Here is a 21,217-nt window from a genome sequence, read left to right on the forward strand (position 1 = left end):
CGCAGAAGGCGACGCCCTGCTGCAACGCGAGGCCGCGGCGTGCCGAGAAACCCTGCCGATAGACCGTTTCGCGGTAGCTGGAGAAGGCGCTGCCGACAGCGTCGAGCAAGCGCTTGCGATCGCCGGGCGTGAGCGCGCTGCCCGCGAGCAGCGCTTCCTCGTTGTCGAGAATGCTCGCGATCCGCTCGAACCACTCCACGACCTCGACGGCCACAGGCAGCGTGCGCTCCGTGTGCTCGGCGAGCAGATCGGCGAGGAAGGCCAGATAGCGTCGCAGGTAGCAGAGCGTGACGACCGAGAGGCCGCCTGCGGCGAGCGCGTTGTTCGCGTCGTTCCACTCCGGCCGCTGGGTGTTCATCCAGATGCCGCCGTCGGGAACGAGATTCGAGAGCTTACTGAGGGCGGGCACGAGCAACTTCTCGAGCAGGTTCGCGTGCTGCACGGCGCCGTCGGGGCCCAGCAGCAGCTTGCCGTCCGTACCCAGGCGGGCGACGCGCTCGGCGATGCGCGCCGCGCGCTCGGCGTCGAACTCGATCGTCGCGCGGGGGTCGCGCAGGAGCTCCGCGTAGGGCTTCAGGCGATAGGGCACCTCGGCGTAGCTGAAGATCTCCGCGTCGAGGAGCGCGCCGAGCGCGGCGGGGTCGTGGGCGTGCAGGGCCTCGAGCAGGCGGAGCAGGTAGACGATCTGGTGATCGCCCCAGTAGCCGATGTTGCTCCAGGGTGCGTTGGGGGCCGGCGTTTCCCAGTCCACGCCGTCGCGCGTGATCCGGTAGGGATTGAAGCCGTCCACCGTCGAGGCGTTGACGAACTTGGCGACCATGTTGGGCAGGAAGGCCGGGAAGGCCGTGCCCAGGGCCTCCCAGTTCTGGAAGATGTCCCGCCAGTTGCCCTCGTAGTAGTAGACCCGCTCGCCCTGGTCGTTGCGCATGCGGATGGAGAAGCGGTTCCAGGGACGGCTCGGGTCGCCGTGCCGGCGGCCGAAGGTGAGCGGCAGGTACTCGTGGCAGAGACGCTCGAAGTCGGCGTCGCCACTCGCGCGCGCCGCTGCGCGCAGCGCCTGGATGTCCAAGGTCGGCGGCCACTCGGCGAGCCGCGCCGCTTGGCGCTCCTGCACCGCCCGCTGGCGCACGCGCAGGAAGTCCTCGAAATCGGCGAGCGGCACCGCGTGACCGTCGGCGAAGACGCCGCCGCGCATGTTGTTGAACAGGACGTTCGCCAGGTGGTGGGCCGAGGACTCGGGATGCCCCGTGAGCTGGAGACCGTCGGCGCTGGCGACGGTGGCGCGCAGGTTCTCGCTGGCCTGCCGCAGCGCGCCGACGAGGCCGGCGCCGAGGTCCTCACCATCCAGCAGGCGCTGGCGCAGCGCGACGATCTGCACGTGGTCGCGGCCGCTGTCCAGGACGAGGTGCCAGTCCTTGCTCTGGCCGGGGGCGAGTTCGAGATCGAAGCCGAGCAGGTAGTTGCCGCGGCGACCGTTGAGGACGCTCTCGCCGGGCAGGGCGCGACCCTGGCGGAACGCGCTGGCGGCGCCGAGGGAGAGGTAGCCTCGGAAGCGCTCGATGCCCCAGCACCAGACCGTGTTGGCGCGCAGCATCTCGAGCGCCTCCGCGCGGTCCGTGATGCCGGCGGTGAGTCCGAAGATGCCCAGACCCGTCGCCGCGTCCAGCTCGCTCTTCTTGTAGGCCTCGACCAGATTGCTCGCCTGCTGGTGGAGAGCAAGCGGCGCGCCGAAGGGGAGAACGTTGCGAACGCCGTCCAGGAGGCTGATCCGCAGGGGCGCGGGGCTCTTGTTCTCCAGCGTCGCCGTGCGCACCCAGCCGAACTCGTCGCAGCCGGCCCAGCGGTAGCGGAAGGCGAGTCCCAGCTCGTGGTGGATCTCCTCGAAGACGAGCCGATTGCCGAGGACGTTCTTGTAGAGGTTTTTCTCGACGGCCGGACTCTCGGCGTCGGTGTCGGCGAAGGGCTCCCAGACGACCGCCGCGCCCTGCGCGCGGGGGACACGGACGAGGGTCAGCGGCCCCGTGTGCCGGTGGGCATCGTAGAGCTGGTCCGCGGTGATGTAGGGGAAGAGACTGCCGTCGGCGTCGATACGACCGGCGGTGAGCCCGCCGCTGGCGGCGATGAACAGCCAGAGGTCGGTGTCGCTGGCCAGGCTCATCAGGAAGGGCGCAAGGCGGTGGAAGCCGGCGATGCGGTAGACCGTCTCGCCGTCCAGCGTGACGAAGCTGCCCGCCGGCGCGGGCGGCCCGGCGGGCGCCGAGGCGGCGAGGGGCGTGCGCAGCGATCGACCTTCCATGGGGCACCGTCCAGGATTGCGGCACCGGGAGCCGCAGCGCGCGGCTCCCGGCGCGAAGCCGCGTCTACTTCAACAGGAGCATGCTGCGCGAGAGGCGACCGCTGTCCGTCGTCAGCGTGTAGCGGTAGTGGCCGCTCGGCGCCGGCAGCCCCGCGTCGGTGAGGCCGTTCCAGACCACGCGGTGACTGCCCGCCGCCTGTTCGCCCTGCAGGAGGGTGGCGATCTGCCGTCCGTCGACCGTGAAGACGGCAAGCGCGACCGGTCCCGGCTCAGCGAGGCTGAACTCGATCTGCGTCGTCGGGTTGAAGGGATTCGGGTAGTTCTGACCGAGTCGAGCGGCGGCCGCCAGCGGCCCGGCAGGCGCGTCCACCTCGCCGATGACCTCCCAGACGATGTTGTCGTAGAAGATGCCCGAGCCCACGTAGTTCGTGGCGTTGTTGGCGAAGCCGATCTGGAGGATCTGCCCGACGAGGTCGGGGTCGATCGAGATCGTCAGGGAGTAGCCGCCCCAGCTGGTCGGGATCGCCGTCATGTCCACGGTGAGGAAGTTGGTCAGCGCGTAGCCGTTGCTGGGGTCGAGGGTCTTGATGAAGGCCAGGGCGGTCGAAGCGCCCGCGATATTGCCCCGCTTGGCCTGGAAGGCGAAGCGCCAGACGAGATCCACGTCCCCTGCCGCCACGACCTGCTCCTGGAAGACGTTGGACTCGATGAGCCGGCCAAGGGCATGGTCGGTGTTGTTGTAGTCGCTGAAGACGACGAGCTGCTGGGCGCCCTGCTCCGTGCCGCCCTCGCCGGCCGCGACCGCGCAGAAGGCGGCGCCGGTGTTCGGGGCGGGGAAGGGGCCGTAGCCGTAGAGGTAGGTTCCCCCGGCCGTGAAGACGTTGCCGTAGACCAGCCAGCCGTCGTCGGCCAGGGCGCCGGTGTCCGACTGGACGAGAGCCTCGAAGTCCTGGGCGTAGGGCGCCAGCGCCAGACCAGCGGCGGGGAGCAAGCTGATCAGGAGGGCGGCCGCCACGCCCGCGATCGCTCGCATGCGCATGTTCCGGCCTTTCGTTGGGGGGCAAGGGCCCCGTCAGAGAGAGAACTTGACAGCCACGTGGGTAATCCTACACTATGTTCGGCATCCGAACAAAGGGTTTTCTCCGTGGCCAAGGCCTGCAGGCTGCGCTGCGGGGAGTCGCCAGGCGCCGGGAGCCGAGCCCCATGGGAATCCTCAACTTCCCCGCCGACTTCGCCTGGGGCGTGGCCACCTCGGCCCAGCAGATCGAGGGCGCCGCAGGGGCGGACGGGCGCGGGGAGTCGATCTGGGACCGCTTCGCGACGGAGCCGGGGCGCGTCCTCGACGGCTCGCGGCCCGATCCGGCCTGCGATCACTACCGTCGCTGGCGCGAGGACCTGGAGCGGCTGCGCTGGCTCGGCGTGAACGCCTATCGCTTCTCGACCGCCTGGCCACGCGTCCTGCCCACCGGCCGCGGCCCCGCGCATGCCGCCGGCCTCGACTTCTACTCGCGGCTGGTCGACGCGCTGCTGGGCGCGGGCATCACGCCCTACCTGACGCTCAATCACTGGGACCTCCCGCAGGCTCTCCAGGATGCGGGTGGCTGGCCCGCGCGCGCGACGGCCTTCGCCTTCGCCGACTACGCGGATCAGGTGGCCCGCCGGCTCGGCGATCGCGTGCGCTTCTGGGTGACCCACAACGAGCCATGGTGCGTGGCCACGCTCGGCTACGAGGAGGGCGCGCACGCACCTGGCGGCCGCAATCCCCAGGACGGCCTGCGCGCCGCTCATCACCTGCTGCTCTCGCACGGCCTGGCCGCCGAACGGATCCGGGCCGTGGCGCCGGGAGCGCAGGTGGGCATCGTCCTCAATCTCTCGCCGGGCTGGCCGGCCACGGACAGCGAGGCCGACCGCGACGCCGCGCGGCAGTTCGACGGCCTCTTCAACCGCTGGTACCTGGATCCGCTCTTTCGTGGTCGCTATCCGGCGGATGCGATTGCCGACCGCGTGCGCCGCGGCCACCTGCCCGCCGGCGAGCTGCCCTTCCTCGCCGAGGGCGATCTCGCACGCATCAGCGCGCCGCTCGACTACCTCGGCGTCAACTACTACGGCCGGACGATCGTGACCGCGGGGCAGGACGGGCAGCCGCGCGCCGTGCCTGCGGCGCCGCCCGCCGAGCTGACGGAGATGGGCTGGGAGGTCCATCCCGAGGGCCTGGCGTCCGTCCTGCAGCGCCTCGTGCGCGAGTACGCGCCGCCGGCGCTCTACATCACGGAGAACGGGGCTGCCTTCGCCGATCCCCCGGCGGCCGGCGGTCGCATCGCCGATCCTCGGCGCGTGAGCTACCTGCGCGAGCACCTCGTCGCGGCGCACCAAGCCCTCTCGTCCGGCGTGCCGCTCGCCGGCTACTTCGCCTGGACGCTGCTCGACAACTTCGAGTGGAATCAGGGCTACACGAAGCGCTTCGGGCTCTTCGGCGTCGACTTCGCCACCGGCGAGCGCACGCCCAAGGATAGTGCCTTCTGGTATCGCGAAACGATCGCCGCCCAGGCCGTGGCTGCTGGCGCAGCACCCTGAACGGCAAGGAGGAAGCCTTGACCATGGAACCGATGTCCTCGCCGCGTCGCCGCTTCGCCGGCGTCCTCTGGCTCACCCTCCTCCTCGCGCTGGGCGCGGGCACCGCCGGCGCCCAGGCGGTGCGCGTCGTCTCGGATGGGGGCGGGCAGCGCCTGCAGGTCGACGGCCGCGACTTCATGGTCCTGGGCATGAACTGGGACTACGTGCCGATCGGCGAGAACTACAACTACAGCCTCTGGAACCAGCCCGATGCGCTGATCATCGACGCCCTCGCGCGCGAAATGCCGCTCCTGCAGGAGCTCGGCGTCAACGCCATCCGTCAGTACGTGGGCATCCCCCCGCGCTGGCTGGCCTACATTTACGAGCACTACGGCATCTACACCGTGCTCAACCACACGATGGCGCGCTACGGCTACACGTTGGACGGCGTGTGGATCCCCAGCGTCGACTACTCGGATCCCCGCCTGCGCGCGGCGGTCAAGGCCGAGATCTTGGCCCTGGTCGAGGAGTATCGGGGCACGCCCGGCCTCCTGATGTGGCTGCTCGGCAACGAGAACAACTACGGGCTCAGCTGGTCCTCCTTCGAGATCGAGGCCCTGCCGGCCGGCGAACGCGAGGCGGCGCGGGCCCGCCATCTCTACTCGCTGTTCGGCGAGATCACGACGGCGATCAAGCAGCTGGACGGCAATCACCCAGTGGCGATCGCCAACGGCGACATCCAGTACATCGACATCATCGCCGAGAAGTGCCGTGACCTCGACGTCCTCGGCACCAACGTCTACCGCGGCATCTCGGTGCGTGACCTCTTCGACGTGGTGCGCGAGAAGCTGGGCATCCCGGTGCTGCTCACCGAGTTCGGCGCCGATGCCTACAACGCCCGCACGCTGAGCGAAGACCAGGCCACGCAAGCCCGCTACCTGGTCGGCCAGTGGCGAGAGCTCTACGAGCAATCCGCGGGCAAGGGTCGCACGGGCAATGCCATCGGGGGACTGGTCTTCCAGTGGAGCGATGGCTGGTGGAAGTATCGCCAGGAAGAGCGCCTGGATGTCCACGACACGCACGCTTCGTGGCCCAATGGCGGCTACGTCGAGGACTACCAGGAGGGCGAGAACAACATGAACGAGGAGTGGTGGGGGATCACGGCCAAGGGCCGCCCCGACCACCGCGGCCTCTACGCGGTCTACCCGCGGGCGGCCTACTACGTCCTGCGCCAGGCCTTCGCCCTCGATCCCTACGGGCCCGGCACCGATCTGGCCGCCATCGCCGCGCACTTCGGGGCCATCCGTCCGCTCGCGGCCGAGGTGCAGGCGCGCGGCGACCGCGCGGCCCTGGCGAACGAGACCGGCGATCGCGTCCGCCTCGCGGGCCTGCGCGTGGAGATGGAGACCTTCAACACGGGCGGCGAGCGCACGAGCACGCCGCCCGCAGGCCAGCTGGGCGACGGCTACCCGGCCTTCCGCGGCTTCGACCACCTGCAGTCCTTCTACCTCGACGCCGAGGCGCGCCCGGCCGAGAGCGTGCAGGGTAGCGTGTCGGTGAACGTGCTGGGCAACGTGCCCGTGAATCCGATCAACGAGATCTTCTACGAGAACCGTGGCCGCGCGCGCACGGTGAACCTGGGCGGCGAGGAACTCGCGCTCGAATCGCTGGAGCGGGTCCGCGTTCACAACGCCGCCCTCAGCTGGGACGACCGCTGGTTCCAGCTTGCCGGCTTCTACCGCACGGGTCACCTGCACTGGGGCTTCGAGGGAGACTTCTTCGGCCTCTACCGGAACGCCTACTACGGCGAGAACATCGACATCTACAACGGCATGGCGCCGCTGGGCGTGGAGATCGCCGGCAAGCGCCAGCTCGCGGGGCTGAAGCTGGCCTTCGGCCCGCAGCTCTGGTGGGGCGCGAACCCGGCCGTCCTCCTCAAGCTCCAGCGCCAGCTCGGTCGCCTGAGCACTACGGTGATCTACCACGAGGACATCGCGCCGCAGTCGGCGGTGAACTCCTCGATCGCCATCCCGCTGCCGGAGACGCGCAAGCTCGCGCTGCAGATCGCAACGACGCGCGGCAAGCTCGGCATCGAGCTGGGTGGCCTCTGGGCCGGCAGCACGAAGCTCGACCAGACCTTCCAGATTGCCGACGAAACGGCGACGGGCTATCGCATCCTCCAGGACACGGTTCGCGACAGCGACACCTTCGGCGTGAAGGCCAAGCTGACCTTCGCGCATGGGCGCTGGCTCTGGTACGGGCAGGGCGCCAGCATGGGCCTGGTCGCCGACGCCGGCCCCACCGAGGTGATCACCTACACGGGCTGGTCGCTCAAGGACACCGGGTCCGGCAACCAGCGCAATCTCCTCACCGGCTTGACCGTCGCATTCGGCGACTTCCAGTTCGGACCGAATGTCCTGTGGCAGAAGCCCTGGGTGGGACCGATGCCCGGCGACGTGCCGGCCCCCGGTCGTCCGCGCAACGTGCTCGATGATCCGTTCGCCGTGCGCGCCAACCGCGAGACCGTCGGCGCCGAGCTGCTCATCACCTACGACCCCACGCCGGCCACCTGGTTCTGGGCCTGGGACAACGAGGTCCGCGAGGACGCCCGCCTGGCCGCTTCGCTCGGCTTCGTCTACCGCGACCAGAAGACGACGCAGGACGCTTCGAACTTCGTCGCCGAGGACGGCAGGACGATCTACGCCTTCGCGGCGGCGCCGCCCGCGCAGTCGCTCTGGGAACTGCGCTCGCGCATCGCCTCGCGACTGGGCGCGCAGACGCGGCTCGTGGCGAACGTCTACGGCGGGATGGTGGAGCCGAACGGCTGGGATCCGACGGCGGCGAACGAGGTGCTCAATCGCTTCATCCACCGCTACGGCGCCGACGCGCGGATCACGCACGGTCCGCTGGCCTTCGCGAGCTTCCTGAAGGTCGACGACTGGGGGCCCTACGACTACCACCGGGATTTCAACCTGACCTATCCGCTGCAGCTCATGGGCGATCTCAGCTACACGCTCGGCGCGCCGCGCTGGTTCGGCTACCCGCAGACTCGCTTCGGCGTGCGCGCGAGCTGGCGCTCGCTGGATGTCTACTCGCCGCGCTACAGCCCGACGGGCGGCGATGCGCTGGCCGGCTACCCGAACGGTTCGGAGTGGGAGATCGGGACCTACCTGCACCTGTCGCTCTAGCGAGGCACAGTCCTAGCCGTAGACGCGCACCCAGTCGACGAGGAGGGTCTGGGGGAACTGCGTCGACGCGTCGGGGGCGCCGACAAAATTGCCGCCCACGGCCAGATTCAGGATGATGAAGAAGGGGTGGTCGAAGACCCAGGGTGCGCCCGCCGGCAGGTCCGCCGGCCCGCGCCGCTGGTAGACCAGGCCGTCCACGAGCCAGGTGATGCCCGTGGCGTCCCACTCGACGGTGAAGACGTGGAAGTCGGCGTCGAAACCGTTGCCGGGCAGGATGAAGTGCCCGGAGATCGCACTGCCGCCCGAGTAGCCGGGACCGTGCAGGCTGCCGTGCACGGTGTTCGGCGCCTGGCCGCGGTACTCCATGATGTCGATCTCGCCGCAGGCTGGCCAGCCGACGGTCTCGTAGTTGTTGCCCAGCAGCCAGAAGGCCGGCCAGAGGCCCCGCCCGACGGGCATCTTCAGCCTCGCCTCGAAGCGGCCGCGCGCCTGTGCGAAGAGGCCGCGGGTGTTGATGCGGCCGGAGGTGTAGGCGCTTCCCTCGTAGCTCTCCGCGCGGGCGACGATTGCCAGGTTGCCCGCGCCGTCGAGGGCGACGTTCTCCGGGCGATCGGTGTCGTACTCGAGCTGGTCGTTGCCCCAGTCCGTGCCGATGTCGAAACGCCAGCGGCTGGCAGCGGGAAGCTGCCCGGCCGGACCGTCGAACTCGTCAGCCCAGAGCAGTTTCATCTCGCCCGGCTCCGTGTTCGAGGATGAGCAGCCGCCCCCGGCCAGGGCGAGGGCCAGCGCGCTGCCGAGGAGTGCCGGCCGCAGCAATGGCGCGCTCATGCGCCGCTTCCCCCGGCGACCCGCCCGGGCGCCGCCTCGACCGCAGCCAGCAAGCGCGAGTCCGCGAGCGCCTCCTTGAGTACCATCGTCGCGGCGCCGATGGCCACGGCAGGGGGGCCGAGCTCGCTCGTGCGCAGCTCGGCGGCCGCCACCAAGCTGACCAGGGTGCGCCGCCGGACGGTCTCGCGCACGGGGGCCAGAAGCAATTCGCCGAGGCCGGCGAGATCGCCGCCGAGGACGACCATCGAGGGATTCATGAGATTGAGCAGTCCCGCCACGGCGATGCCCAGGGACTCGGCGGCCTCGGCGGCGACGCGGCGCGCAAGCGGATCGCCGGCCAGGGCCGCGCTCTCGATGTCGGCGCTGGTGAGGGGACGGCCCGCCAGGCTGCTCGTCGGGTGCTCGGCGAGCAACTCGCCGGCGCGATCGACGAGCGCCTCGGCGCCGACGAGGGTGGCCAGGCAGCCGCGCAGCCCGCAGACGCAAGGCTTGCCCTGCGCTGCGATCGCCAGGTGGCCGATTTCGCCGGCGACGCCGGTCGCACCGCGATAGACGTCGCCGTTGATCACGTAGCCGCAGCCGACGCCGGTCGCCACCTTGATGTAGGCGAAGTCCTCGACGCCGCGGCCCGCGCCCCAAGCGTGCTCGGCCAGGGCGCCGAGATTGGCGTCGTTGTCGACCATGAGCGGCGCGCCGAGACGCTCGCTGAGCGGTTCGAGGCCCAAGCGGCCGGTCCAGGCCGGCAGGACCACTTCCGACAGTCGGTCGGGCCGCGAGGGATCGACGGGGCTGGGCACCGCCACGCCGATGCCGACAAGCGGCCGCCTGCCGGCGGCTTCCTGCAGACAGGCCCCGCAGAGCTCGCCGATCAGGGCGCGCGCGCCGGGGGGATCCGTGCGCACTGGGTGGCCCTGGCTCCGCCAGGCGAGAATGCGGCCGCGCAGGTCGGTCAGCGCCACGCTCACGTGGTTGGCGCCCATGTCGACGCCGAGGATCACGGCGGCATCGTCACGGAACTCGAGGATGATCGGCCGGCGGCCGCCCCGCGACTCGCCGATGCCGACCTCGGTGACCAGCCCCGTCGGCAGCAGTTCGGCGATGATCTCGGAGACGGTCGAGCGCGACAGGCGCGTCTGCTGAGCGATCTCGGCCCGTGAGATGCGCTGCTGCTGCCAGACCAGGCGCAGGATGGCGTCCGCGAGCGGGCGCGGCCGATCCGGATCCTCTCGCCGCACGCCCTTCCATCGCAATCCGTTGTCGTTCACGCCGTCCTCGCTTCGATTGCCTCGCAGGCCTCGCGCGCCAGGCTAGCGGTGGAAGAGCACGTTGTCCACGAATACGGTGCGCGCATTGGGCGAGGAGATGACGATCTGCGCCAGGTGCGCCCGACTCTGCAGGGTGTAGTTCGCCAGCGGGATGTCGAGGACCGACCACTGACCGGGCACGAAGGCCGGATCCGTCGCCGCGTTGAACGTGAGCTCCGACTGGTCGATCGGCAGGTTGTAGATGCCGTCTTCGCCGAAGTCGACGAGCTTGACCCGGAAGATCGTGCCTTCCGGCGCCCAGACGTCCATGCGCACATGCGTCATGTCCGTGGCGTCGATGAGCTGGGAGACGAACTCGATTTTGGCATAGATGAGGCCGGTGTAGACCTTGGCGTGGTCGCCGTCGATGATGAAATCCGACACGGGACCGCACTGGCTCCAGGTGGCGCGCCAGGTGTCGACGGGCACGTCGGTGTAGGCGTCGCTGAAGAGCGAGATCACCTCCGCGGACGGCTCGGTGGGCGTGGGGGCCGGCTCGGTGGGCGGCGCGACCACCTCCAGGGCGATGCTGCCGACGACCGGGATCGTGTCGAGCTTGGCCGTGACCGTGGCGGTGCCGGCGCCCACGGCGCGGATCTCGGCGCCGGCGATCGCAGCGACGCTCTCGTCCGAGGAGAAGTAGTCGAAGTAGCGAGGCGAGTGCACGACCTCGACGTCCTGGCCGTTCACCGCGAAGGTGACGCCGGTCCCTTCGGCCGTCAGCGAGGCGCCCACGAAGGTCCCGACGCTCCGGCTCCCCATCGCCGGGCGCGGGCTGGTGATCGTGCCCAGGCGCGTGAAGCGGACCTCGTCGAACCAGAGGGTGAAGCCGAGATTGTTCTCGTGGCCTTCGGCGAAGAAGAAGAGCCCGCGCTCCAGCCCGAGACGCGCCGGATCGGGGATGGGCACGACGACCAAGGACCAGTCCGTGGTCAGCGGGATGGCCTGCCGCTGCGCCTCGTAGAGGGAGGTGCCCGTGTTGTCGTTGCCCAGGCCAGCGACATTGAGCGTCGAGTTGATGCTCGACTTGGCGTAGAAGACGAGGGCGTCGTAGCTCGAGAGGTCGCGGTAGTCGCTGCTCGTGAAGGCTCCGCCAGCGTAAGTGCCACCCTCCTCATCCGGCCCCGGGACGATGATCTTGAGCGAGGCGCTGCCCGCGAAGGCCACGCTGGCGTCGATGCTCACCGCGGTGAAGACCGAACCCTGGAAGGCCTGGTAGTCCACTCCGTCGCCGAAGGTGTCGGCGAAGACGACCGGGTCGTCGTTGATCGGGGCGAGCTTGAGTTCGGACAGGTCCCGCTCGCTGCAGCCGAGCAGGCCGCCCATGGCCATCAGGGCAAACACGCCAAGGGCAATCGAGAGAGTCTGGCGCACGGGAAGCCTCCGCGACAGAGGGCGAATGCACACGCGCAGGACCGGCGCGAGGGCCGGCTACTTTGTACGGATTCCGATCAAAGCTTGCTGCATTCCACCCAGCATGTCAAGCGCTTCGCCCGGACCGGCCGAGCGGGTCGGCGCCGGCTGCAAAGTCCTTGACATGAATGCCATTTCCGGATACTTAGTTCGGATATCGTACAAAGTGGAGTAGCCGCCCGCCAGGCGCCTGCCGCGTCCCAGCCGAGAGGTGGTCCAATGAGCGACTCCAGCCACGCGCGGACAGCGCCCGAGGACCGCATCCGCTTCTCGCAGCGGCTCGCCTACGGCGCCGGCGCCTTCGTCAACAACATCCTCGCGGCTGCCAGCGGCGGCATGATGATCGTCCTCAATCTCGGGCTCGGGATGAACCCGGCGCTGGTTGGCCTTCTGGGTGCCCTGCCGCGCCTGACCGACGCGATCACCGACCCGATCATGGGCTTCATCTCCGACAACACGCGGAGCCGCTGGGGGCGGCGCCGGCCCTACATCTTCTGGGGGGCGATCAGCGCGGCGCTGATCTTCGCCCTGCTCTGGCAGCTGCCCCGCGGGCACAGCGACACCTTCTACTTCATCTTCTTCCTCACGGGTTCGATCCTCTTCTACGGCGGCTACACGGTGTTCGCGACGCCCTGGGTCGCGCTCGGCTACGAGCTCACGCCGGACTACCACGAGCGCACCCGCCTGATGGGCACGCAGAACTTCATCGGCCAGTACGCCTACATCATCTCGCCCTGGTTCCTCTGGTTCATGACGAATACGGTGCTCTTCCGCGACCAGGTGGCCGGCGCGGCGGGGCTGGCGATCTTGGTCGGGTTGGTGGCGGCGGGGCTGGGCGTGCTCCCGGCGATCTTCCTGCGCGAGCGCATGCAGGACCTGGCCGCTCGCGAGGCCGCCGCCGCCAGGGCCGCTGCTTTGGCCGGAGGGGAGTCCGCGAGCTACCGCGGCGTCGGCGGCTTCTTCCGCAGCTTCGGCATCACCCTGTCTTCCCGTCCCTTCCAGAAGCTCTGCCTGGCGACCTTCCTCGTCTTCAACGGCTTCATCCTCATCTCGTCCTTCCAGTACTACGTCATCATCTACTACGTCTGCGGCGGCGACCAGGCGCTGGGGGCCAAGTACGCCGGCTATGCCGGCACGGTCGGCGGCCTGTGCACCTTCGGCGTCGTGGCGCTGATCGCCTGGCTGGGTACCAAGGTGGGCAAGCGCCGCGCCTTCTTCGTCTCGACGGGCATCTCGATGCTGGGCTACGCGCTGAAGTGGATCTGCTACAATCCCGAGCAGCCGCTGCTCGTGCTCCTGCCCGCGCCGCTGCTGGCCTTTGGACTCGGGGGGCTGTTCACGCTCGTGCCGGCGATGGTGGCCGACGTCGTCGACACCGACGAGCTGAAGACTCACCAGCGGCGCGAAGGGATGTACGGCTCCATCTTCTGGTTCATGGTCAAGCTCGGCATGGCAGCGGCCCTGGCCGGCGGCGGCTACCTGCTCAACGCGACGGGCTTCGATGTCGCGCTGGGCGGGGCGCAGGCAAGCCGCACGATCACGCTGATGCGCCTCTGCGATGCCGGCATTCCGGTGATCGCCTCGGCCATCGCGATCTGGGCCGTGGCGGCCTACCCGATCACGGAGCAGACCGCCAACCGAGTGCGCCGCGAGCTCGAGGAGCGGCGCGGCCGGGCGGAGGCGGCTCCCGCCGCCTAGCTGGCCGCTTTTTTCCTTGGATTCGGCGCCGAAATGCCCGATCATTGTGGACAGGTATCCATCCGCAGTCGCTGCGGCGGTCCCGACGACGAGGGCGGTCGAGGGACCGGGTGAGGTGGGTCTCACCGAATTCCGGTTCGCCCGGAAAAGGAGGTGGTCCAGTGAGTTCAGACTGTAGCGGCTTGGCGGAGGTGACGTCCCCGTAACCACGGGCCTTCCCCTCGTCACCGCTGACTTGGGAATCACCCCCGCCCGGCGGGGAAACCCAACGTCACCGATGCCGACCGATTCCGGGCCCCGCCATTCGGCGGGGCCCCTTCTTTTTCGGGACCGGCGACTTGCGCGGCTCGTCCACCTGTTCGATCCTGGGGCCTGCGATCGGAGGCCAGCATGCAGCGCACCTTCCACCACGACCGCGACGCCCTGCACGGCATGACCGTGGTCGTCCTCACGGCCGAGGCCGCCTACATCGGCCGCTGCGACGACCTGCGCGCGGATCGCATCCTGCTCCTCGATGCGGGCTGGCACCGCGAGGGCGAGGACCCGGGCACCCGCGCCGAGTACCTCGCCAAGGCCGCGGCCTACGGCGTCTTCCCGAAGGCGCTGCGCCTGGAGTTGCCGCTGGCGGGCGTGGAGTCCATCCGACTGCTCGGCGAGATCGCGCGCGAGGCGGGCGATGGCGCCTGAAGATGCCGCGCCACCCGGCCCTCGCCGCCCGCCGCCCTACAGCACCGACCCCGAGGTGCTGGCCAGCGAGGTGGAGATCACGGTGTACCGCGCCTCGGGCCCGGGCGGGCAGCATCGCAACACGACCGACAGCGCCGTGCGCCTCCACCATCCGCCCAGCGGCGTGACCGTGCTCGCCACCGAGCACCGCTCGCAGCTGCGCAACCGCAAGCTCGCGATGGAGCGGCTCGTCGCGCGCCTCGCCCTGCTCAACCACAAGCCCAAGCGCCGGCGGCCCACCGCCGTGCCTGCGGGCGTGCGCCAGCGCCGCCTCGAGGCGAAGCGCCGCCAGGGCGAGCGCAAGCGCCTGCGCGGCCGGCCGGGCGAGGACTGAGCCTAGACCGCGCGCTGCATCCAGCGCCGCGTGCGGAAGTACTGCCAGAAGATCAGGGGCGGGATCGCGAGCGCCAACGTGATCGCCCACCAGACCGCCGCGTAGGGCAGCTCGAGCACCCGCGCGACGAGGTAGACCCCCGGCACCTGCAGCACCCAGGTGTGCAGCAGGTTGAAGGCGAGCGGTACGCGGGTCTCGCCGGCGCCCGAACAGGTCATGTCGAGCATGATGCCGAGCCCGTTGAAGGGCAGGCCGAGCGCGAGCACGCGCAGGGTGGTGATCGTCGCCTCGAGCTCGGGCCCGCCGGGGAAGAAGGCGCGCGCGATCCAGGGCGCACCGATGAGCAGCAGCGTGCCGTAGATCGCCATCGCGCCCGCGCCGAACTGCAACGAGCGCAGCGCCACCGCCCAGGTGCGCTCCTGCTTGCCGGCGCCGAGGGTCTGGCCGATCAGGGCGGAGAGGCCGAGGCCCATCCCCACGATCAGCATGATGCCGAAGCCGGCCAGGCGCATGGCGACGCCGTAGGCCGCCACCACCGCCGTGCCGTAGACGGCGATCCAGGGCATCAGCACGGTGCGGCCGAGCGAGAAGGAGAAGGAACTCAACCCCGAGGGCAGGCCGATCGCCAGCATGCGGCCCATGCGTCGCCACGAGAAGGGCGGCCCGCCGCGCAGGCGCACGCGCACGTTGCCGCGCCCGCTGATGAAGATTACCAGCCCGCCGATCGAAGTGCAGGTGTAGGCGATGATGCTGGCGATCGCCGCCCCGCGCACGCCGAGGGCCGGCAGCGGCCCGAGGCCGAAGATGAGCAGCGGGTCGAGCACGACGTTGAGCAGGACGCCGCAGAGCATCAGGACCATCGACCAGCGCGGCTCGCCGACGCTGCGCAGCGCCGTGAACATCGTGTAGCTCGAGAAGTTGGCCGCGAGGCCGAGCAGCATGACCTGCCCGTAGGCCATCGCTTGATCCCAGGCCTCGGGCGTAGTGCCCACCAGGCGCAGGCCCTGTGCGAGGATCAAGTTGCCCGGCAGGCCCACCGCGAGGGCGAGCAGCACCTTGAGCAGGATGGCGTCCTTGATCGCGGCCTCGGCGCCCGCGTAGTCGCGCTCGCCGTAGCGGCGCGAGATCATCGCCACCGAGCCCGAGCCCGCCACCTGGTTCACCGAGGAGAGCAGCCAGTAGAAGGGGAAGAAGAAGGTGATCGCCGCCACGGGCGCGCCGGGCAGGCGGCTCACCCAGAGCATGTTGACGATGTCGTAGACCGAGGTGGCGGCGAAGCCGATCATCGAGGGCAGGCCCATGCGCGCGACCGCGCCGAGCACGCTGCCTTCGGTGTAGTCGGCCGGCGGCTTGACCCCTCCCCCCGGGCGGCTCACGCGTGGATGGCCCGCTCGTCCACCGCGAGCGCCGCCTCCTTGATCGCCTCTGCGAGCGTCGGGTGGGCATGGCAGGCGCGCGCGATGTCCTCGGCGCTGGCGCCGAAGGCCATCGCCACGGCGGCCTCGGCGATCAGCTCGCCGGCCAGCGGGCCGACGATGTGCACGCCGAGCACGCGGTCGGTCTCGCCGTGGGCGAGCACCTTCACGCGGCCGTCGATCTCGGCGATCGCCCGCGCGCGGCTGTTGGCTCTGAAATGGAAGACGCCCTTCTTGTAGGGCGTGCCGGCGCCCTTGAGGTCCTCTTCCGTCTTGCCCACGCCCGCCGCCTCGGGGTGCGTGTAGACGACACCCGGAATCGTGTCGTAGTTCAGGTGTGCCGCGCGCCCGGCCATCGCCTCAACGCAGGCGATGCCCTCCTCCTCGGCCTTGTGCGCCAGCATCGGCCCGGCGATCACATCGCCGATCGCGAAGACGCCCGGCACGCCGGTCGCGAAGTGCGCGCCGACGGGGATTCGCCCCCGCTCGTCCGTGGCGAGGCCGATGGCCGCAAGGCCCAGGCCCTCGGTGTTCGGCACGCGGCCCGTCGCGAGCAGCACGCGATCGCAGCGGATCGTCTCGCCGCCCTCCAGCGCCACCTCGGGCCGGCCCTTCACGAGCCTCGCGCCCGTGACCCGCGCGCTCAGCTTGAAGGCCAGGCCCTGCTTCTTGAGCAGGCGCTGCGTCTCGCGGGCGATCTCGAGGTCCATGCCGGGCAGCACGCGGTCCAGGTACTCGAGCACGGTGACCTTGGCGCCCAGGCGCGACCAGACCGAGCCCAGCTCGAGGCCGATGGCGCCGGCGCCGATGACGACGAGCTCGCCCGGCACCTCGCTCCAGGCGAGCGCCTCCGTGCTGGTGCCGATCCGGTCGCCATCCAGCTCCACGCCGGGGAGCGCGCCCGCGCGGCTGCCGGTGGCAATGATCGCGCGCTGCGCGACGAGCCGCTGCTCGCCGTCATCGCCTGTGACGAGCAGCCCACCGGGCGCCGTGAAGCGGGCCGCGCCCGCGTAGCGCGTCACGCCGCGGCGCTTGAACAGCTCGGCGATGCCGTCCGTGAGGCCTTTCACCACCGCGTCCTTGCGCGTCATCATGGCGGCGAGATCGAGGCTCACGCGCCCGAGCTGCACGCCGTGCTCGGCCAGGCCCGCCTTGGCCCGCGCGAAGTAGAGGCTCGATTCGAGCAGGGCCTTGCTCGGCACGCAGCCCACGCGCAGGCAGGTGCCGCCGAGCGCGGGCTCCTTCTCGACGCAGGCCACCTCGATGCCGAGCTGCGCCGCGCGCAGGGCCGCCACGTAGCCGCCCGGCCCGGCGCCGATGATGACGAGATCGTGCCGCTGGATCTCCATCCCAGTCCCCCTAGATCTCGAGCAGGATACGCGTCGGTTCTTCGATGGCGCTCTTGATGTGCTTGAGGAAGCCGACGGCCTCGCGGCCGTCGATGAGCCGGTGATCGTAGGTGAGGGCCACGTACATCATCGGCCGGATCACGACCTGCCCCTCGCGCGCCACGGGCCGGTCCTGGATCGCGTGCAGGCCGAGGATGCCGCTCTGCGGCGCGTTGACGATGGGCGTCGAGAGCAGGTTACCGTAGATGCCGCCGTTGGAGATGGTGAAGGTGCCGCCCGTGAGCTCCTCGAGCGTCAGCTTGTTCTCCTGCGCGCGGCGGCCGAAGTCGGCGATGGCCTTCTCGATCGCCGCGAAGCCGAGCCGCTCGGCGCCCCGCAGCACCGGCACGACGAGTCCCTTGCCGCCGCCCACCGCGATGCCGATGTCGAAGTAGTCGTGGTAGACGACCGTCTCGCCCTCGATGCGCGCATTGACGGCGGGGACCTCCTTGAGCGCCTCCACCGCCGCCTTCACGAAGAAGGACATCAGCCCGAGCTTGACGCCGTGCCGCGCCTGGAACTCCTCCTGCAGACGCCGGCGCAGGTTGCCGACGGCGCTCATGTCCACCTCGTTGAAGGTGGTGAGCAGGGCGGCCGTCTGCTGCGCGGCGACGAGGTGCTGCGCCACCTTGCGGCGCAGCGGGCTCATCGGCACGCGCTCCACCGTTCGCGCACCAGCGGGCGCCGGCGGCGCCTCCAGGTGACGCAGCACGTCCTCCTTGAGGATGCGCCCGCCGGGCCCGCTGCCGGCCACGCTGCCCGGCGGGAAGCCCTTCTCGGCCATCAGGCGCTCGGCTGCGGGCATGACCGGCGCCGTCCCAGGGGGCGGGGAAGCCGGCGCCGCCGCCCGCGTGGGCGGGGCCGGCGCAACGGGCGCGGCCGCGGGGGGCGGCGCCGCGGCCGGCACTGCCGAGGTGGACGCCGGCAGGCCGGCGGCCAGCTCCTCGAGCTCGGCGATCGCCTCGCCGACCGTCGCCGTTTCCCCGGCCTGCTTGAGGATGCGCGTCAGCCGGCAGTCGACCGGCGCCGGCACCTCGCTCGTGATCTTGTCCGTCTCGATGACGACGAGATTGGCCTCGCGCGCCACGCTGGCGCCCTCGGCGACCAGCCACTCGCTGACCAGCACCTCGCTGATCGACTCGCCGAAGGAGGGGACCTTCAGTTGCACGACATCCGCCTCTGGCTGCGCCCGTGGGCGCGAGATCAGTTCCGGGCAAAGGCCGCCTCGAGCAGGCGCTCCTGCTCGAGGCGATGGCTGCTCGCGAAACCGGTGGCCGGGCTGGCCGAGGCCTCGCGCGAGATGCCCTCGAAGGGGTGCGCACCCCAGAGGGTCGTTCCGAAGCGGGCGAGGAGGTGTTGCCAGGCGCCCATGTTCTCCGGCTCCTCCTGCACCCAGTAGACGGGCGTCCTAAGCGGGTAGGGCAGCAGCGCCCGCTGCAGCGCCTCGTCGCGCAGCGGATAGAGCTGCTCCAGCCGCAGGATGGCCACGTCGTCGTGCCCGCGCTCCGCCCGCGCGGCGGCGAGATCGTAATAGACCTTGCCCGCGCAGAGCAACACGCGCCGCACGGGGCGCTCCGCCGGCAGGACGTCGGGGATCACGCGCTTGAAGCCGCCCCTGGTCAGCTCGGCCAGGGGGGAGCTGCAGGCCGGCAGGCGGAGCAGGCTCTTGGGCGTCATCACGACGAGGGGCTTGCGCCAGGGCCGGAGCACCTGCCGCCTCAGGACGTGGAAGTACTGGGCCGGCGTGCTCGGCTGGACGACCTGCAGGTTGTCCTCCGCGCAGAGACTCAGGAAGCGCTCCAGCCGCCCGCTCGAGTGCTCGGGTCCCTGCCCCTCGAAGCCGTGCGGCAGCAGCAGGGTGAGCCCGTTGAGGCGGCCCCATTTGTCCTCGGCGCTGGAGACGAACTGGTCGATGATCACCTGCGCCCCGTTCGCGAAGTCGCCGAACTGGGCCTCCCAGAGCACGAGCGCGGCCGGGTAGTCCAGCGCGTAGCCGTACTCGAAGCCGAGCACGCCGGCCTCCGAGAGCGGGCTGTTGAGCAGCTCCACCGGGGCCTGATCCCGCGCGAGGTTCTGGAGCGGGTAGTAGGGGACGCCCGTCACCTGGTCGACGAGCCCCGCATGGCGCTGGCTGAAGGTACCGCGCACGCTGTCCTGGCCGCTGAGGCGAACCGGGTGGCCGGCGACGGCGAGGCTGGCGAGGGCCAGGCTCTCGGCCGCCGCCCAGTCGAGAGGCCGCTCGCCGGCGGCCATCGCCGCGCGCTGTTCGAGCAGGCGCAGCACCTTGGGATGGGCGTGGAAGCCCTCGGGCAAGCGGGTCTGCGCCCGCAGCAGCTCGCCGAGCTGCTGGGCGGGCAGGCCGGTGGGCACCTCGGGCGCGTCCTCGTCGGCGCCGCCGAGGTAGCGCTCCCAGGCGGCGCCGCGCGGGCGAGCCTGCGGCTTCAGCGCGGGGCTGCGCGCCTCGCCGTGCTCGCGCTCGAGCAGGCGGCGGCGGGCGGCGGCGATGCCGTCGGCCATCGCCCGGTTCGTGCCGCCGAGCCGCAGCAGGTGCTCCAGGTAGCCCTCGCGCACGCTGGGGCGGCCGGCGATCGCCCTGACCATCAGCGGCTGCGTGAAGGCCGGCTCGTCGCCCTCGTTGTGACCGTACTTGCGGTAGCAGTACATGTCGATGACGGCGTCGCGCTGGAACTCGCGCCTGAAGTCGAGCGCGAGGCGCACGGCCTGGGCCACGGCTTCCGGGTCCTCGCCGTTCACCATGAAGATCGGCACCTGGAGCAGCTTGGCCACGCTGGAGGCGTAGGTGTTCGAGCGCGCCTCCCGGGGCTCGGTCGAGAAGCCGATCTGGTTGTTGACGATGACGTGCAGGGTGCCGCCCGTCCGATAGCCGGCGAGCTCGCTCAGGTTCAGCGTCTCCTGCACGATGCCCTGCCCGGCGAAGGCGGCGTCCCCGTGGATGAGGATCCCCAGCCCTCGCCGCCGCTGGGTGTCGCCGTAGCGGTCCTGCCGCGCGCGCAGGCGGCCGAGCGCGATGGGGTCGACGAACTCCAGGTGGCTCGGGTTGAAGCAGAGCGAGATGCGCACCTGGCGCCCGCTGCTGGTGATCCAGCGCCCCGTGTGGCCGACGTGGTACTTCACGTCGTCGCGTCCGAGATGCGCCTCGGGATCGAGGTCCTCGAAGAGGCGGAAGATCTGGCGCATGCTCATGCCGATGATGTTGGCGAGCACGTTGAGCCGGCCGCGGTGGGCCATGCCGATGACGATCTGCTCCACGCCCTGTTCGCCGGCCTGCGTGATCGCCAGGTCGAGCAGGGGGATCAGGCTCTCGCCGCCTTCCAGGCTGAAGCGCTTGGCGCCGAGGTACTTCTTCTGCACGAACTCCTCGAAGAGCACGGCGTCGGTGAGCTTGATCAGGATGCGCATCTGCTCGAGCGGGGTGAGGGACACGCGGCTCCGGCTCGTCTCCAGGCGCTCGCGCAGCCACTCCTTCGAGACGACATCGTCGATGTGCATGTACTGCACGCCGAGGGAGCGGCAGTAGGTCTCGCGCAGGCGATCGAGGATCTCGCCGAGGCGGAGCTGACCGCCCGCCTCGCCGCCCAGGCTGCCGGCGGCGAAGCGCAGGTCCAGGTGCTCCTCGCCCAGCCCGTAGTAGGCGGGCTCGAGCTCCGGGTGGGCCGGGCGCGGCAAGCCGAGCGGATCGAAGCGGCCGATCAGGTGGCCGCGCACGCGATAGGCGCGGATGAGCTGCTCGACCCGGCTCTGCAGGGCGATGGCCGCGGCGGCCTCGGCCCCGAGCGCCGCCGGCCCTTCGCTCGCGGCGAAGAGGACGCGCCGCGCGAAGCGGGGCCCGAGGCTGAAGGGCTGCAGGCCGTACTCGGCGTCGAGCGCGGCGAAGTGCGCCCGCCAGTCGGGATCGACGCTGGCAGGATCGCGGCGGTAGGCGACGTAGAGCGCTTCGAGAAAGGGCAGGTTCGCGGCGCCGGTGGCGGGCTGTCGGTCCGGATGCTTGGACATGGGAGCTGGGGCGTCTCTCCTCGCACTTGGCGGCAGCGCCCGCCGCGGCGGGCTCATTAA

14 protein-coding genes are annotated in these 21,217 nt (G+C 70.6%); 5 read left to right on the plus strand and 9 right to left on the minus strand.

Going from position 1 to position 21,217, the window contains the following annotated elements:
* The coding region (locus FJ251_03030) for a hypothetical protein (GenBank protein ID MBM4116701.1) at nt 1-2,296 on the minus strand (2,296 nt) is incomplete at its 3' end.
* Nucleotides 2,297-2,360: 64 nt separating this feature from the next.
* On the minus strand, nt 2,361-3,329 hold the full coding sequence (locus FJ251_03035) for a hypothetical protein (GenBank protein ID MBM4116702.1): 969 nt from the start codon (nt 3,327-3,329) through the stop codon (nt 2,361-2,363).
* Between the two features lie 170 nt (nt 3,330-3,499).
* Here FJ251_03035 and FJ251_03040 point away from each other — a divergent pair, with 170 nt between their 5' ends.
* Both FJ251_03040 and FJ251_03045 read left to right on the plus strand, forming a co-directional pair.
* Nucleotides 3,500-4,870, plus strand: a complete 1,371-nt coding sequence (locus FJ251_03040; protein ID MBM4116703.1) for a beta-glucosidase — start codon at nt 3,500-3,502, stop codon at nt 4,868-4,870.
* A gap of 32 nt (nt 4,871-4,902) precedes the next feature.
* Nucleotides 4,903-8,037 carry a glycosidase gene (locus tag FJ251_03045; protein ID MBM4116704.1) on the plus strand — a complete coding sequence of 1,045 codons (3,135 nt, stop codon included), beginning with the start codon at nt 4,903-4,905 and terminating at the stop codon, nt 8,035-8,037.
* Nucleotides 8,038-8,049: 12 nt separating this feature from the next.
* On the opposite strand, the gene FJ251_03050 is transcribed toward FJ251_03045, so the two are convergent.
* From FJ251_03050 to FJ251_03060, 3 genes are read right to left on the minus strand one after another with little or no spacing between them, the layout of a single operon-like run.
* The gene (locus FJ251_03050) at nt 8,050-8,865 is read right to left on the minus strand and encodes a glycoside hydrolase family 16 protein (protein MBM4116705.1); all 816 of its coding nucleotides are present in this window, start codon (nt 8,863-8,865) and stop codon (nt 8,050-8,052) included.
* On the minus strand, nt 8,862-10,130 hold the full coding sequence (locus FJ251_03055) for an ROK family transcriptional regulator (GenBank protein MBM4116706.1): 1,269 nt from the start codon (nt 10,128-10,130) through the stop codon (nt 8,862-8,864). Before FJ251_03055 ends, FJ251_03050 begins: the two co-directional genes overlap by 4 nt.
* Before the next feature lie 42 nt (nt 10,131-10,172).
* On the minus strand, nt 10,173-11,543 hold the full coding sequence (locus FJ251_03060) for a hypothetical protein (protein ID MBM4116707.1): 1,371 nt from the start codon (nt 11,541-11,543) through the stop codon (nt 10,173-10,175).
* Between the two features lie 258 nt (nt 11,544-11,801).
* Here FJ251_03060 and FJ251_03065 point away from each other — a divergent pair, with 258 nt between their 5' ends.
* The 3 genes from FJ251_03065 (at nt 11,802) to FJ251_03075 (ending at nt 14,340) form a co-directional block, all read left to right on the plus strand.
* On the plus strand, nt 11,802-13,280 hold the full coding sequence (locus tag FJ251_03065) for an MFS transporter (protein MBM4116708.1): 1,479 nt from the start codon (nt 11,802-11,804) through the stop codon (nt 13,278-13,280).
* A 390-nt stretch (nt 13,281-13,670) separates the two neighbouring features.
* Nucleotides 13,671-13,967 carry a hypothetical protein gene (locus tag FJ251_03070; protein MBM4116709.1) on the plus strand — a complete coding sequence of 99 codons (297 nt, stop codon included), beginning with the start codon at nt 13,671-13,673 and terminating at the stop codon, nt 13,965-13,967.
* Nucleotides 13,957-14,340 carry a peptide chain release factor-like protein gene (locus FJ251_03075; GenBank protein ID MBM4116710.1) on the plus strand — a complete coding sequence of 128 codons (384 nt, stop codon included), beginning with the start codon at nt 13,957-13,959 and terminating at the stop codon, nt 14,338-14,340. The genes FJ251_03070 and FJ251_03075 overlap by 11 nt, the downstream gene beginning before the upstream one ends.
* A 2-nt stretch (nt 14,341-14,342) precedes the next feature.
* Here the strand turns inward: FJ251_03075 and FJ251_03080 are convergent, their stop codons facing one another.
* From FJ251_03080 to FJ251_03095, 4 genes are read right to left on the minus strand one after another with little or no spacing between them, the layout of a single operon-like run.
* On the minus strand, nt 14,343-15,716 hold the full coding sequence (locus FJ251_03080) for an MATE family efflux transporter (protein ID MBM4116711.1): 1,374 nt from the start codon (nt 15,714-15,716) through the stop codon (nt 14,343-14,345).
* Entirely contained in the window at nt 15,713-17,098 is a 1,386-nt protein-coding gene (gene lpdA / locus FJ251_03085; protein MBM4116712.1) for a dihydrolipoyl dehydrogenase, read from the minus strand. The genes FJ251_03080 and lpdA overlap by 4 nt, the downstream gene beginning before the upstream one ends.
* Before the next feature lie 16 nt (nt 17,099-17,114).
* On the minus strand, nt 17,115-18,347 hold the full coding sequence (gene odhB, locus FJ251_03090) for a 2-oxoglutarate dehydrogenase complex dihydrolipoyllysine-residue succinyltransferase (protein ID MBM4116713.1): 1,233 nt from the start codon (nt 18,345-18,347) through the stop codon (nt 17,115-17,117).
* On the minus strand, nt 18,347-21,157 hold the full coding sequence (locus FJ251_03095; GenBank protein ID MBM4116714.1) for a 2-oxoglutarate dehydrogenase E1 component: 2,811 nt from the start codon (nt 21,155-21,157) through the stop codon (nt 18,347-18,349). The genes odhB and FJ251_03095 overlap by 1 nt, the downstream gene beginning before the upstream one ends.
* Nucleotides 21,158-21,217: the final 60 nt, after the last annotated feature.

It is taken from the genome of bacterium, assembly GCA_016873475.1.
Classification (GTDB): Bacteria; Krumholzibacteriota; Krumholzibacteriia; order JACNKJ01; family JACNKJ01; genus VGXI01.